We start from the raw sequence: 13,227 nt of genomic DNA on the forward strand, positions 1-13,227 counted from the left end.
GGACGAGAGGTGGAGCTGCTTACGCGTTGGTAGTTTCGGCGACAGAGCGTTCTGCAGCCTCTGCCTTTGCGGCCCATTGCTTCAGGAACAGTCCGAAGACGGCGTCTGCGAAGGCGTCATCGTTGATGTTGTTGTCCATTTCGATCAGTTCGACGCCGGCGTCTAGCCCGGCACGCAGTGAGTCAAACAGAGGCGAGGTGTCAACACCGTGCCACTGGCTGCCTTCTACGAAGTAGTTGTCCAGGCCAAGCAGGGGGAAGGCGACCGCCTTAGGGCCTTTGGCGCGGTTCACGTGGTCGGCGATGTACTCACCGAGGCGGCGCATCTCTTCCGGTGTCGCCAGAAGAGATGTGATGTTCGGGTTGTGGATGATGATGTTCCGCTCCGGCGTGGCGTACTGCTCCGGGATGGTGTCAAAGGCGCCGAAGTTGAAGCATTCTGCTGCACCGGGAACGACGACCTGGGGGATTTCTTTGCGGATGGCGGCCTCCATCCGCTCCATGCCCGGGTCGAAGATGCCCTTGTTCCAGTGGTTGATGATCTCGGGCAAGGTGAAGTCGATCAGGCCATCGATTACGCCCACGTCGATAAGGTGTTCCATCCCGGCGCCTTCCCCGACGGCGTGGAACGTGACGACTTCGAAGCCGTGCTCCTCCAGGTTCTTGCGGATGCGCATAACACCGGGTGTCGTGACGCCGAACATGGAGACCGCGATCAGCGGCTTGGAGAACTCGCCATGAGCCTTTGTCACCTCGTACCCGCGGGCCATTCCTGCAGCAGCGTTGGCGGCGTTGGTCAGCACGAGCTTCGAGATGCGGTTCAGCCCGGCAATGTCGGTCACAGCGTTCATCATCATCATGTCGGAGTGGCCGACATACGGGCGGGTGTTGTTGGACGCCATGGTGCTCACGATGAGTTTCGGAACACCCATGCCAAGGCCCCTGAAGGCCTTGCTCAGCAAATCGGTTCCCCCGGTACCGCCCAGGCCCAGGACAGCGTCGATCTTGCCCTCATTACACAGTTCTTCGAGGACAGACTTCAATCCGAGGCTCATGTTGGTGATGGCCGAATTGCGGCCGCCCGAGCCTCCCTCGACCCCTCCCGAGAAGGAAGCCAGGTCGATGCCGGCACGTTCTGCGACTACGGAGGACGGGATATCCGGCTCGAAATATGGCTCACCGAGGACGCCGCAGTCCACAACCAGGACGTCGACGCCGGCCGCGAGGAGTGTATTGCGAACGAATTCGTACTCGGTACCCTTGGTGTCCAAGGTTCCGGCCAAGCAAACAACGGGCTTACGAGACATGATGTCTCCTTTCTTGGTTTTCCCAATCAGGCTTATCCGCATCGGTGGGGATAGCCGTTCGCCGCCTTGGCGGCATTTTCATTCAGTCGGGCTGACCGAGATCGGCTGCTTGCAGCCCCGCCCAGACAGTTTCGGGGGTTAGCGGCAGGTCGCGGAACACGACGCCTGTCGCGGCCGCCACCGCCGAACCCAGTGCTCCAGCCGTGCACAGCAGCGCGCCTTCGCTGATTCCCTTGGACCCGTACGGTCCTGGACCGTCGTGGTTCTCGATGGCGGCGCTGATGAGCTCCACCGGCACATCTTTGAAGGTCGGAATTCGGTAGTCCAACGCCCCAAGGTTTCGGATCCGGCCATGGTCGTCTATCAGCAGCTGCTCCATCTGACTGTGACCGAGCCCCATGATTGCGGCGCCCTCGTCCTGGGAGACGACCTGCAGCGGGTTGAGCTCGGTGCCCACGTCGCTGACGGTGACGTGTTTCGTGAGAAGCAGCTCACCTGTTTCGCGATCAACCTCGACCTCGATTGCGGTGGCGTTGAACTCATAGAAGGCGGCGTCCCCGCCCAGCGGGTGGTGCCCCTTGCCTCGAAGCCGCCTGGTTCCCTGGCCGATGAACTCCCCGCGTAAACTTCCCAGTGCCGCACGCGCCGCCTCCGGAAGGCTCACCTCACCGTCGGGAGTAACCAGGAGACCAGGCTCTTCGGAGAGCTGCTCCTCTGGTATCCCGTGCGTCTCTGCGTACAGCTCCAGCACGCGGCGTCGGGCATCACGGCACGCAAGTACGGTCGCTGAACCCATGAAGACGGTGGAACGGCTGGCGGAAGTCTGCAGATCAAACGGTACGGTGCTGGTATCCCCGCTGACCACGCTGACCTTGTCCAGTTCCACGCCGAGTTCATCGGAAACGATCTGCTGCCACAGGGTGCGCGCTCCCTGCCCCATGTCGGATGTGCCAGCGTAAACGATGGCGCTTCCGTCGAAGAGCAGCCGGACCAGGCTCTGCGAGAGTCCGGAGGTGGCACCGGGTTTGATGCCGACGGCGATGCCGCGGCCGCGGTTGGGGGCCAGCGGCTGATCCCATCCGATGAGCTCCGCTGCTTTTTCCAGGCTCTGGATCCATTCACCGTCAGCCTTGGCTTCACATTCTCCGCGAACGAAGGCTTCTCCGTTTCCAACGAGGTTGCGGCGCCGGATTTCAAGGCCGTCGAGGCCAAGTGCACGGGCACCAGCGTCCAGTTGGGATTCGGTCGCCCACGTCACCTGGGGGCTTCCGTATCCCCGAAAGGCGGTGCTTGGCGTGGTGTTCGTCAGGACGGCACGGCCGGCAACCCGGACGGCAGGCATCCGGTATGGTCCTGCCGCAACGTAACTTCCTTTTTGCATTACCCGGGGGGCGACGTCCGCGTAGGCCCCGATCAGGAAATCGGCGTTGACTTCGTGGAACGTCAGGTGCCCCTGCTCGGTGAAGCCAGTGCGCGCGGTGATCCGGCATCCGGCCCGGCGCATGCTCTGGAAGGTTTCCTCCAGCGACAGAATCAGGCGGCAGGTCCTGCCGGTGCGAAGAGCCAGGGTAGCCACCAAAGGTTCCAGCTTGGGGTTTTGTTTGCCGCCGAAGGCGCCTCCAGGATCGGGCGCGCAGACCCGCACCTTATTCAGGGGTAAACCGAGCAATTTCGCCAGGGTCTGCTGCAGCAGGTAGGGGTGCTGCACAGGGGAATAGACCTCGATGCCACCGTTGTCGGTCGGGATCGCAACGGTGCCGCCCGGCTCAATGGGAAAGTGGGTGACCATCGGGAAGGTATAGGTGTTTTCGACAACCGTGGCTGTTCGTTCCTCTTCCGCGGCGATGTCGCCCCACGTGTAGAGCGCATCCTTTATTACGTTGGTGTCCGCCAACGGATCGCCAGGTCGAAGTGCCGGGTCCTGGACCAGATGCGCTCCCGGCGCCAGGGCGGAATCGAGCGTGTAGACCCCGGGGAGCTCATTGAAGTCAACATGAACAGCGCGGGCGCCGGCGTATGCCGCCTCGGCGGTCTCGGCCAACACGGCAGCGACCGGTTCCCCATGGAAATTCACTCTTCCATCGGCAAGAACAGGGCGGTCCTGGTGTGATACGCCAAAGCGCGGCATGGGGGACGGAAGGTCCGCCCCGGCCACAACGTCCACCACACCTGGGATCCGTAGCGCAGCCGCCGTGTCGATTCCCGTGATCTCGGCGCAGCCGACGGGAATGGTGACCAAGGCTACCTGGAGGGCGTTGGTGAACTCGAGGTCGGCGACGAAGCGCTGAGCGCCGGTAGTCCGGTCCTCTCCGCCGTACCTAAGCACTGGCTGGCCTACGTTACGGCCGGATACGGTGCTATCACCATGAGCGTGGGACGGGGCTGTGTGCTGTAGTGCTTCAGTCATGGCCACAGGTCCTCCGGGCAGCTGTAGCCTGCACGGCGCAAACTATGCGCTCGTAGCCGGCGCACCGGCACAGGTTGCCGGACATTGATTCGCGGATTTGCTCCACCGAGGGCTCGGGGTTCGTGCGGAGCAGGTATTCGGCCGATACGACCTGCCCGGGGATGCAGAAGCCGCACTGGACTGCGCCTGCGTTGAGAAATTCCTCCTGCAAATCGCTCAGGCCGTCCTGGGAAAGGCCCTCGATGGTCGTGATCTCGCGACCATCGGCTTCCGAGCAGAGAACAAGACAGGAGTTCACCGCCCGGCCGTCCAGGAGGATGGTGCAAGCACCACACTCGCCTTCCGCGCAGCACTTTTTGCTGCCGGTCAGTCCAAGCTCGTCACGCAGGCCGTCCAGCAGGGTGCGTTCTGTCGGCACGAACATGGATCGTTCGCTTCCGTTGACGGTGCACGTCACGTTCTGCTGATCAGTGCTCGCCGGTTGTTGGTTCCCGGTAGTGCTTGTCACGAGGCCATCTCCTTGTTATTTCTGCGGTTTGCCGCTGTCAGGACCGCGCGTTTGGTCAGGGCGCGGAGCGTGGCGATGCGGTATTCCCGGCTGCTGCGTACGTCGCTGATCGGTGTGGCTAGCTCCAGCAACTCATCAAGGACCTTGATAAGGGCCGGGCCGTCTTCAAGGGCAAGCGGATCTGTCTGCCCGGTGAGCAGCGGGCGGGGGCCGACGGCGCCCAGCCCCAGGAGGAGCTTTCCGTCGGCGTTCACCTGGGCAGCGACGCTGACTGTTGCAATATCAACACCCCGCCGCCGGGTGAGCCGGCGGGAGGCCGATCCGCTTCCATCCTCGGGCCGCGGGAGATGGATGTGAGTGACGATCTGTCCGGGCCTGCATTGCGTCCGCCTTGGACCAAGGAAGAACTCGGACATCGGTACGGTTCGCTCTCCGTCTACGGAGGCTATTGTCACGGACGCGCCCAGGACCAGGAGCGGCGGAGCGGTGTCTGCTGCCGGGGAACCGTTGCAGACGTTCCCGATGAGACTTGCCCGGTTGCGGATCGCTACGGATCCCACGCTTCCGGCGGCTTCCACCAGTCCCGGGTACCATTCCTGGACCACAGGATGCGTGATGAGTTCAGTCATGGCGAAAGTGGGACCAATGCTCACCCCGGCGTCGGTAACGGTGATCGGCTTGGGGAGGTCCTGGGCGTTTTTGAGATCAACGATGAGATCCGGCTGCAGCGTGTGGTGCCGCAGCCCGACTATCAGGTCAGTTCCGCCGACGAGGATACGTCCGCCCTCACCTGCCGCGGCAAGGGCAGTAAGGGCGTCCGCCACACTGGCGGGCCGATAGTACTTGGACATCGTCGTCCTTTCTTTTCCGGTGCGTCCGGGTCAGGGTTCGATGATGATCTTCAGCGCGCCGCTGGAACGGTCGTTGAAGGTGGTCAGTGCCGTCTCGTATTCCGCCAGGGGGAAGCGGTGGGTGATCAGGTCCTTGACCCGCATCCGGCCGTTGGCAATGAAAGGTATGACACGGCGCATCTCACCGGCGGAGGCGCGCGAGCCGACAAGTTCGAGTTCGTTGAGCACAATAGGCTGAATAGTCAGAGCAACGGCTTCGGTCGGGATGCCTACCATGGCGCAGCGGCCGCCCTTGCGGAGCATTTCCATTGCCCAGGTCAGGGTTTCCGGCACGCCGGCGCATTCGAGGACAACATCGGCGCCGAGGTCCTCGGTCAGACGCCGGACGTCTGCGACCGGGTCGACGGCGTTTGTGTCAACGGTCTCGAAGCCCATGGCGGCAGCTTTTTCAAGGCGGTGTCCACGGCCGACGATGATCACCCGGGCCGCGCCACAGATGAGCGCCGCGTCGCCGGCAAGAAGCCCGATGGCCCCGGCGCCGGTCACGGCGACCGTGTCGCCGGGCTTGATGTTGCCCCGTCGTGCCACGTGCAGTGCGATGCTGGCTGGGTCGACGAGTGCACCCTCTTCGAAGGACACACTGTCCGGCAGCCGGAAGATGCACTTGACGTTGTGGACCGCGTAGGTGGCATCCACGCCCTGGACGTTGTGGCCGTACTGCTCGTGCAGCCCGGCCTTCCCGTAGTTCTCACATACGTTGTACTGGCCCTCGACACACTTCTGGCACGCCCCACAGGCGTTGTGGCTGGTACCGGCAACACGGTCACCGACGCTCCAGCCATAGGCCTCAGCACCGGGGCCAAGAGCCACGATCTCCCCTGCCCACTCATGGCCAGGGGTGAAGGGGAAGGCCAACGGCCAGAATCCCGGGTAGTCGCCCCGGATCAGGTGTGCGTCGGTGCCACAGATGGCGGTTGCCCTCACCCTGGCAAGGACCTCGTTGGCTCCCGGTTGGGGCACGGCCCTGGTTTCGATGCCGAGAACGTTCGGCGATTGTACGACGAGGGCTTCCATCGTTTCTGTCATTTGATCTCTTCCTTGAGTCAGTTCAGTGTCTGCCGCCCGGTTCCAATGGATTTCAGCGGCTACTGTGATCGGGATTACTTTGAAGCTTAGGGTTTAGCAGCAACCCTGTCAAACGATTATCGATTATCTAGGGCTTTGAATCGGGGTTGCAGTAAAGCGGTCACCTGCAAAGGGGCTAGGTCAGCCCATTTCCTTGGGCTGGTAATGGTCTTGGATCAGCTTGCTGACGTTGAGCTGGTGCTGGCGGGCAGCCTTGGATGCACGTTCGGCATCGCCGTCGCGCAAAGCGTCGAGGATGCCAACATGCTCCTGGAGCAGGTCGCGCACATCCACGTTGGGCAGGTTCAGGGTGATGAAGGTGCGTCCGAACGGAGCGAGGTGGTCGAAAGCCGACACCAGTGCCTGATTCCCGGCAGTCTGGGCGATAACTCTGTGGAACTGGACGTCAGCTTCCGTGACTGCGAGGAAATCACCGGAGCCCAAGCTGGCCAGCATTGCATCAACCAGATCCTGAAGGGTTGCCAAAGTGGATTCGCTCATCTCGCCGGCGGTCAGCCGGGCGGCCAGGGCGTCGATTTCCGCGCGAACTATACTGACATCCGCCAGTTCTTTGGCGCTCGGCATGCGAACGCGCGCCCCTCGCCGGGGATGAATCGTAATGACGCCTGCTGCGGCCAGATCGCGCAGCGCCTCCCGGATGGGCGACTGGCTCATTCCCAGCTCCTTGGCCAGCTGCAGCTCGACAATTCTTCCGCCTGGCTCGTACTGTCCGCTCATGATGCGGTCCAGCAGGAGCCGCTTGACCGTGGTTGATAGGAGCTCGTTGCTGTGCTCAGAAATCCCCGGGCTGGCAGTCATCGTAAGGCACCTCTCACTCGTCTCGAGCGGCCTGCGGCTGACGTCGAGGATTATCGTTTATGTTACAAGTCTCTCAGATCGAGGCGACGGCGCGCCTCTTCCGGAGTTGCCGGTTCCCTGTGAAGCAGGCGGGCGATGGAAGTTATCCTTTCGACCTGCGCAGCATTGGTCTCGGCCAGCTTCCCGGGACCGTCCCACAGCGAGTCCTCGATGCCCACGCGGGCGTTGCCGCCGAGGGAGAGGGCGATGGCACCGATACGCATCTGCGCAGAGCCGGCACCCAGCACTGACCACTCAAAGTCATTACCGAAGAGGCGCTCGGCAGTGCGGTGCATGTGGGCAATGTCCTCGATGTGGTTTCCTGTCCCCCCGAGGAGGCCGAAGACGGTCTGGATGAACAGCGGCCCACGCACGAGGCCGCGGTCAAGCATGTGCGCGAGGTTGTAGAGGTGCGATGTGTCGTAACACTCGAATTCGAACCGGGTGCCCTGGTCACCGCAGGTCTTGAGGATCCGCTCGATGTCGGCAAAGGTGTTCTTAAAGACGATGTCCTTGTTGCCGAGGTACTCCCGCTCCCAGTCGTGCTTCACTGAAGGATAGCGGTCAAGCATGGGGAACAGGCCAAAGTTCATGGATCCCATGTTCAGCGACGCCAGTTCCGGAGCCAGTTGGACGGCCGGAGCGATGCGCTCCTCCACCGTCATCGCCGGGCTTCCTCCGGTCGTGAGGTTGATGATCACATCTGAATCGTCCTTGATGATTCCGAGCACTTCCTTGAACAGTGCTGGATCCTGGACCGGGCGACCGTCCTTCGGATCGCGAACGTGCAGATGGACGATGGCAGCCCCGGCGCGTGCGGCGCCAAGCGCAGCCTCGGCGATCTCCTCCGGCGTGATCGGCAGCCAGGGGGACATGGTCGGGGTGTGAATCGCACCGGTTGGTGCGCACGTGATAATTGCATGATGGGCAGCTCTGGCCATGGGGATACTCCTGCGCTAGACTAACGATAATCGATTATAACGCGATAGCCGGCCGAAGACCAGAGCTCAACGGGTTGAGGTGTTAAGGCTGATCGGGAACGGCAACATGCGAGGGTGAGAAGCAATGCGCGAGATACTTGACGATCTTCTTGCCTGGTGGCGGGCTGGCCACACAGTCGGGATGGGCACCGTCGTGGCTACCTTCGAATCCGCACCCAGGCTACCGGGCGCCTCCCTTATCGTGGGGCCGGACGGAGAAGCCGTCGGCTCGGTCTCGGGCGGATGCGTCGAGGGTGCTGTCTACGAGCTCGCACAGTCGGTGGTGGAGAACGATGCCCCCGTTCTGGAACGCTACGGCGTGAGCAGCGAAACGGCCTTCTCCGCCGGACTGACGTGCGGCGGCATTCTCGATGTCTTTGTCGAGCCCATAAACCGTGAGACCTTCCCCGATCTTGACTCAGTTGCCAGGGATGTGGACGAAGGGCGCCCGGTGGCCGTCGCCACCGTAATAGAGCATCCCGACCCCGAGCGGCTGGGTGCCAGGCTGATAGTAAGGCCTGAAGGAGAATCAACCGGCACCCTTGGCGGCGCCGTCCTCGATGACGCGGTAGGCGATGATGCGGTGGGCCTGCTGGGACTGGGCCACAACGGCACGTTCACCTACGGTCCTCACGGCGAGCGGCTCGGCGATGGTGTCAAGGTCTTCGTTTGGGCCTTCGCCCCCGCGCCGCGCATGCTCGTGTTCGGAGCCATCGACTTCGCCGCAGCGGTTGCCAGCATCGGTTCCTTCCTCGGCTATCACGTGACCGTCTGCGACGCCCGCCCGGTGTTCGCAACCCGCGCCCGGTTCCCGTCCGCCGATCAGGTCATCGTCGACTGGCCCCACCGGTACCTGCACAGCGAGGCCGAAGCAGGCCGCATCGACGGCCGCTCGGTTCTCTGCGTACTCACCCACGATCCGAAATTCGATGGGCCGCTGCTGGAGACGGCACTCACTCTTCCTGTGGGATACATCGGTGCCATGGGATCCCGACGTACCCACGAAGACCGCCTGGGCCGGCTCCGGGAGGCTGGAGTCAGCGAAGAACAGCTGCGCCGCCTGTCATCGCCGATTGGGCTTGATCTTGGTGCCCGAACCCCTGAGGAAACAGCCATCAGCATCGCGGCCGAAATCATCGCTCACCGCTGGGGCGGGACCGGGACCCCCTTGGGCAGCACCAACGGGCCCATCCATCACGACATGTGGGCAAAAACAACGGGGGCGCTTACGTCGGTCCTCAACCACATCGAGTCCTCCACGTGAAAGTCGCCCCCGTGACGGGACCATCAGCGCCGGAAACCCCAACGTGCACACCCGCCGTGCCGGCGAAAAGAGCATCACCCACCCCCCTCGGCATGCCAAGCATCCGCTCCGGCCCTGAATCTGAACCCGATGCGGTACCGCCGCTCCCCCGCCGTGAAGCACCCGACGGGCTCTGGGACCGGTACGGGCGACGCGCCACTGACATGAGGTTGTCCCTTACCGACAGGTGCAGCCTGCGCTGCACCTACTGCATGCCTGCCAAAGGCCTCGAATGGATGGCCAAGCAGGCAGTCATGACCGCCGAGGAGATCATCCGGACGGTCCGCCTCGGCGTCAGGGAGCTTGGCATCCGTGAGCTGAGACTGACCGGCGGAGAGCCCTTGGTGCGTGCCGATCTCCTTGACGTCATATCCGGGATCCGTGCCAATCATCCGCACCTGCCGATCGCCATGACCACCAATGGTGTCGGACTCCAGACGAAGGCGGCCCCGCTGAAGGCAGCCGGACTGACCAGGATTAACGTCTCCCTCGATTCCCTGCACGAGGAGACCTTCAAGCAGCTGACGCGCCGGCCGTTCCTCACCCAGGTGCTGGCCGGAGTAGATGCTGCCCGTGATGCCGGGCTCGGACCCGTCAAGCTCAACGCCGTCCTCATGCGCGGCATCAACGACGCCGAAGCGCCGGAACTGCTGCGCTGGTCACTTCAGCAGGGGCATGAGCTGCGCTTCATCGAACAAATGCCCTTGGACGCAGACCACGGCTGGAGCCGAAGGGACATGATCACCGCCGCGGAAATCCGCGAGCTTTTGTCGACCGAGTATGTCCTGACACCCGACCCCGGCCACCGGGACGGGGCCCCCGCGGAGCGGTTTCAGGTGCGGCGCCGCGACTTCAGCCGAGGCGGCATCACAGGCCCGGCGCTGGGAACGGTCGGCATCATCGCCTCGGTGACAGAACCCTTCTGCGGCGATTGCCGCCGCACCCGGATCACTGCGGACGGAAAGATCATGAGTTGCCTCTTCTCCCGCCATGAAGTCGACTTTGTCTCGCTCATGCGGCAAGGAGCCACGGATCGCGAGCTCGCGGAAAGATGGCAGGACGCAATGTGGGCCAAGCCCCGGGCCCACGGCATGGACCACACCGGCCTTGGCACCGAGGATTTTGTTCAACCGGATCGCAGCATGAGCGCCATAGGAGGCTAACCAGTGCTCGTACGTTATTTTGCTGCCGCATGCGCAGCCGCCGGGGTCGAGGAGGAAGACCATCCCCTGCCCGAGGGCGCCAGCCTGGAAACACTGCTGGCAGCTGTACTGGCGGTCCAGCGCCCGGAAGCTCCGGCAGGAACGGTGCCCCTCTCGCGCATCCTGCAGCGATGCAGCTTCCTGAGAAATCAGGTCGCCCTTCGTGACCCCACTGCAGGACTCGGGACAAGTGACGTCATCGATGTCCTGCCTCCCTTCGCCGGCGGATAGAACCCTGCAGCGGCAGACCGGCCGCAGCCATTGAAGAGGGCATTAATCAGAAGGAGCGGCCAATGGGCAAGGCAGAAACGCAAATCCAGGTCATAAGGACCTCACTGGCCACCGAACCGATCGCCGTGGAAGAGGCAATCGCCGCTGTCGGGTCAGAAAGGGACGGTGCCGTTGTCAGCTTCAGCGGCGTCGTCCGCAATCACGATGGAGGCAAGGGTGTTGAGCAGCTGAGGTACTCAGCCCATCCGATCGCGGAACAGGTGCTCAGGGAGGTAGTTGCAGCCCTCGTCCAAGAAAAAGCCGGCGCGGACAGCCAATCCTTGCGGATCTGGGCCGCACACAGGGTCGGCAGGCTTGAAATTGGCGACTCCGCGCTCGTGTGTGCCGTGGCCGCGCCGCACCGGCAGCAGGCGTTCGAGGTCTGCTGTGAATTGGTGGACCGGATCAAGGCGCAGGTCCCGATTTGGAAAGAGCAGTTTTTCAGCGACGGCACCACAGAATGGGTCTCCTCCGGGGGCTAACGACAGCACTGTCCAGCCCTGGATACCGCTCGCGCACAGCCGCGCACGTGGGCCGCTACATCGCCGGCTGTGGAAACCCGACAGCCGGCCGGAGCAAAGAGTCAGAGGGCTGTGTCGCCATGCCTGGGGGCCCGTTCATTGTGGCCCGGAACGCACAGCTGTCCGGGCCTCTGATTCACCTCAACAGCGTGCAATATCGGTTCAAAGCCTTGTGAGTGCAGTCACAGCCGTGTACAGTCGCAGTCAGATTATCAATTAACGATAATCGGTGAAGTGCCTCCCCTCCCGCTCCGGTTCCGCTAAGGCAATGCCGCCAAGGGCAAAAAATACGGAGCGGCCCTGCGTTGGCTCAGGCCCAAAGGACTGGACGTCGGCAGATGCCGCAGGGAGGGGCCACCGTCTTCCACCCCCTCAACTGATCAACGATGCTCTCTTGAAAGCAAGGAACAACTATGAAGGCTCTTGTAATTATCGGTATCACTGCAGGCGTTCTTGCCGGCTTCTGGGCCGAGTACAGCACTCCCCTTGGACTCATCACCTGGGTCGGCTTTTTGTCATGGGCGTGCTTCTTCGCGGCGGGAGGCAAGCGGACGGGGCTTCTCAAGACCATCCCCGCGAACCTGACCGGTGTCCTGTGGGGCGCTGCAATGGTGTGGGGGGCGTCAACCCTGCCGATTCCCGGGGCCCTGGGAATCTCGGTCGCCATCGCTGCCTTCGCCATGTGCATCCAGGCACGCTGGAGTGTCCTGAGCTTTATCCCGGGGGCGTTCGCCGGGACCGCGGCATACTTCGGAAATAACCTCGACCTTCTAAGCACGTCACTGGCGCTTGTTATCGGTGCCTGCCTTGGTTGGATCTCCGAATTTGCTGCCGGCCTCATCATGAATGCCGGCAGCAGGAAAAGCGACGCCGCTACGACCCGCGACGCAGCTGCCGTAGCCCACAACTAACGAGTGAAGCGCCGGCGGGGCCACCCATTCCCGGCGGCGCTTTGTCGTCAGCCCGTGCGGGCACCGGACACGGGACAGCCTCGCTCCCGTGGAATCCGGCCCCTGCGCCTTCAAGCCGGAGGAATGCAAGGCAGGGGCTCAGCGTTTGATCTTCTCGGATAGGGCGTGGGCGTGGCGCAGCAGCAGGCGCCCAAGGACGGGGCGCCGTTCGGCGGAGAAACGGGACTCTATACCGGTGATGCTCAAAGCCCAGGCAGGCTGCCCGGCGGCGTCGAACACCGCCGCTCCCATGCCCCAACTGCCTTGAACGAGAAGCCCGGGATTGGTTGAATATCCCACCGCGCGGGTCTCTTCGACCCGTTGGCGGATGAGATCCGCAGCGTGTTCGGGGCCAAAGTGTTCTTCCAGTCGCGCGCGGGCAAGGTACCGCTCGGCCGCGTCCCGCGGCAGGAACGAGAGGATAACCAGCCCCGCGGATGCGATGCCTAGAGGGAAGCGCTTGCCCTCGTAGAGAACGAAGGAACGGATCGGGAAGCTGCCGTCCTGGCGCAGCACGCAGACAGTTTCGTCGCCGCGTCGGGCCGACAGGAAGGCGCTCTCCCCGGTCTCTTCAGCAAGGGCCCGGACGTGGTCGCGGGCCAGTTCGGTGATGTCATAGCGCTCCGCGGCGATGGACCCCATGAGGTAGAGCTCGGGCCCCAGATGCCAGCGGCCCGCCTTGGAATCATGGTCCAGGAATCCCTCGGCCGCCAAAGATGACAGCAGCCGATGGGCCGTGGGGCGCGCCAACCCGGTGGCGCGGGCGACTTCTGTCGTCCCGATCCCGCGGGGCATGGCCCCGCTGACGGCTCGAAGAACCTGGCCGATGCGGCCGACGACTTGTGCCCCGGGAAGCGTTTCACTCATGTCTACATTATGGACGCTTTGGGCCACGCTGACCACAAGGCGACCAATAAACCGTCAAGACCACATTCTTATTGACCGT

13 protein-coding genes are annotated in these 13,227 nt (G+C 63.2%); 5 read left to right on the forward strand and 8 right to left on the reverse strand.

Annotation, left to right across the window (positions count from 1 at the left end):
- Positions 1-19: 19 nt before the first annotated feature.
- The 7 genes from AB0O52_RS18415 to AB0O52_RS18445 all read right to left on the reverse strand — a co-directional run bounded on the left by AB0O52_RS18415 (position 20) and on the right by AB0O52_RS18445 (position 7,996).
- Entirely contained in the window at positions 20-1,306 is a 1,287-nt protein-coding gene (locus tag AB0O52_RS18415; RefSeq protein ID WP_364540539.1) for a Tm-1-like ATP-binding domain-containing protein, read from the reverse strand.
- Between the two features lie 82 nt (positions 1,307-1,388).
- Positions 1,389-3,713 carry a xanthine dehydrogenase family protein molybdopterin-binding subunit gene (locus tag AB0O52_RS18420; RefSeq protein ID WP_364540542.1) on the reverse strand — a complete coding sequence of 775 codons (2,325 nt, stop codon included), beginning with the start codon at positions 3,711-3,713 and terminating at the stop codon, positions 1,389-1,391.
- Entirely contained in the window at positions 3,706-4,221 is a 516-nt protein-coding gene (locus tag AB0O52_RS18425) for a (2Fe-2S)-binding protein (RefSeq protein ID WP_364540544.1), read from the reverse strand. The genes AB0O52_RS18420 and AB0O52_RS18425 overlap by 8 nt, the downstream gene beginning before the upstream one ends.
- The gene (locus tag AB0O52_RS18430; protein ID WP_364540547.1) at positions 4,218-5,072 is read right to left on the reverse strand and encodes a xanthine dehydrogenase family protein subunit M; all 855 of its coding nucleotides are present in this window, start codon (positions 5,070-5,072) and stop codon (positions 4,218-4,220) included. The genes AB0O52_RS18425 and AB0O52_RS18430 overlap by 4 nt, the downstream gene beginning before the upstream one ends.
- Before the next feature lie 30 nt (positions 5,073-5,102).
- Positions 5,103-6,158, reverse strand: coding sequence for an alcohol dehydrogenase catalytic domain-containing protein (locus AB0O52_RS18435; RefSeq protein WP_364540550.1), 1,056 nt, complete (start codon positions 6,156-6,158; stop codon positions 5,103-5,105).
- A 180-nt stretch (positions 6,159-6,338) separates the two neighbouring features.
- On the reverse strand, positions 6,339-7,016 hold the full coding sequence (locus tag AB0O52_RS18440; RefSeq protein ID WP_364540552.1) for a GntR family transcriptional regulator: 678 nt from the start codon (positions 7,014-7,016) through the stop codon (positions 6,339-6,341).
- 62 nt (positions 7,017-7,078) lie between these two features.
- Positions 7,079-7,996 carry a 3-keto-5-aminohexanoate cleavage protein gene (locus AB0O52_RS18445; RefSeq protein ID WP_364540555.1) on the reverse strand — a complete coding sequence of 306 codons (918 nt, stop codon included), beginning with the start codon at positions 7,994-7,996 and terminating at the stop codon, positions 7,079-7,081.
- 124 nt (positions 7,997-8,120) lie between these two features.
- Between AB0O52_RS18445 and AB0O52_RS18450 the strand changes: the two genes are divergently transcribed.
- From AB0O52_RS18450 to AB0O52_RS18470, 5 genes are all read left to right on the forward strand, one after another.
- On the forward strand, positions 8,121-9,299 hold the full coding sequence (locus AB0O52_RS18450) for an XdhC/CoxI family protein (RefSeq protein ID WP_364540557.1): 1,179 nt from the start codon (positions 8,121-8,123) through the stop codon (positions 9,297-9,299).
- A 92-nt stretch (positions 9,300-9,391) separates the two neighbouring features.
- The gene (gene moaA, locus AB0O52_RS18455; protein ID WP_364540559.1) at positions 9,392-10,501 is read left to right on the forward strand and encodes a GTP 3',8-cyclase MoaA; all 1,110 of its coding nucleotides are present in this window, start codon (positions 9,392-9,394) and stop codon (positions 10,499-10,501) included.
- 3 nt (positions 10,502-10,504) lie between these two features.
- On the forward strand, positions 10,505-10,771 hold the full coding sequence (locus AB0O52_RS18460) for a MoaD/ThiS family protein (protein ID WP_364540562.1): 267 nt from the start codon (positions 10,505-10,507) through the stop codon (positions 10,769-10,771).
- 62 nt (positions 10,772-10,833) lie between these two features.
- Positions 10,834-11,292, forward strand: coding sequence for a molybdenum cofactor biosynthesis protein MoaE (locus AB0O52_RS18465; RefSeq protein WP_364540565.1), 459 nt, complete (start codon positions 10,834-10,836; stop codon positions 11,290-11,292).
- A gap of 452 nt (positions 11,293-11,744) precedes the next feature.
- Positions 11,745-12,242 carry a DUF1097 domain-containing protein gene (locus tag AB0O52_RS18470; protein ID WP_364540568.1) on the forward strand — a complete coding sequence of 166 codons (498 nt, stop codon included), beginning with the start codon at positions 11,745-11,747 and terminating at the stop codon, positions 12,240-12,242.
- A gap of 138 nt (positions 12,243-12,380) precedes the next feature.
- Here AB0O52_RS18470 and AB0O52_RS18475 read toward each other — a convergent pair whose 3' ends face one another.
- On the reverse strand, positions 12,381-13,148 hold the full coding sequence (locus tag AB0O52_RS18475) for an IclR family transcriptional regulator (protein WP_364540571.1): 768 nt from the start codon (positions 13,146-13,148) through the stop codon (positions 12,381-12,383).
- Positions 13,149-13,227: the final 79 nt, after the last annotated feature.

Source organism: Arthrobacter sp. NPDC080073 (genome assembly GCF_040686575.1).
GTDB lineage: Bacteria > Actinomycetota > Actinomycetes > Actinomycetales > Micrococcaceae > Arthrobacter.

Bases quoted from the DNA above. Each gene is read 5' to 3' on its own strand.
- AB0O52_RS18415 (WP_364540539.1), bottom strand. From the start codon at position 1,306: ATGTCTCGTAAGCCCGTTGTTTGCTTGGCCGGAACCTTGGACACCAAG.
- AB0O52_RS18420 (WP_364540542.1), bottom strand. From the start codon at position 3,713: ATGACTGAAGCACTACAGCACACAGCCCCGTCCCACGCTCATGGTGAT.
- AB0O52_RS18430 (WP_364540547.1), bottom strand. From the start codon at position 5,072: ATGTCCAAGTACTATCGGCCCGCCAGTGTGGCGGACGCCCTTACTGCC.
- AB0O52_RS18435 (WP_364540550.1), bottom strand. From the start codon at position 6,158: ATGACAGAAACGATGGAAGCCCTCGTCGTACAATCGCCGAACGTTCTC.
- AB0O52_RS18440 (WP_364540552.1), bottom strand. From the start codon at position 7,016: ATGACTGCCAGCCCGGGGATTTCTGAGCACAGCAACGAGCTCCTATCA.
- AB0O52_RS18445 (WP_364540555.1), bottom strand. From the start codon at position 7,996: ATGGCCAGAGCTGCCCATCATGCAATTATCACGTGCGCACCAACCGGT.
- AB0O52_RS18450 (WP_364540557.1), top strand. From the start codon at position 8,121: ATGCGCGAGATACTTGACGATCTTCTTGCCTGGTGGCGGGCTGGCCAC.
- moaA (WP_364540559.1), top strand. From the start codon at position 9,392: ATGCCAAGCATCCGCTCCGGCCCTGAATCTGAACCCGATGCGGTACCG.
- AB0O52_RS18465 (WP_364540565.1), top strand. From the start codon at position 10,834: ATGGGCAAGGCAGAAACGCAAATCCAGGTCATAAGGACCTCACTGGCC.
- AB0O52_RS18470 (WP_364540568.1), top strand. From the start codon at position 11,745: ATGAAGGCTCTTGTAATTATCGGTATCACTGCAGGCGTTCTTGCCGGC.
- AB0O52_RS18475 (WP_364540571.1), bottom strand. From the start codon at position 13,148: ATGAGTGAAACGCTTCCCGGGGCACAAGTCGTCGGCCGCATCGGCCAG.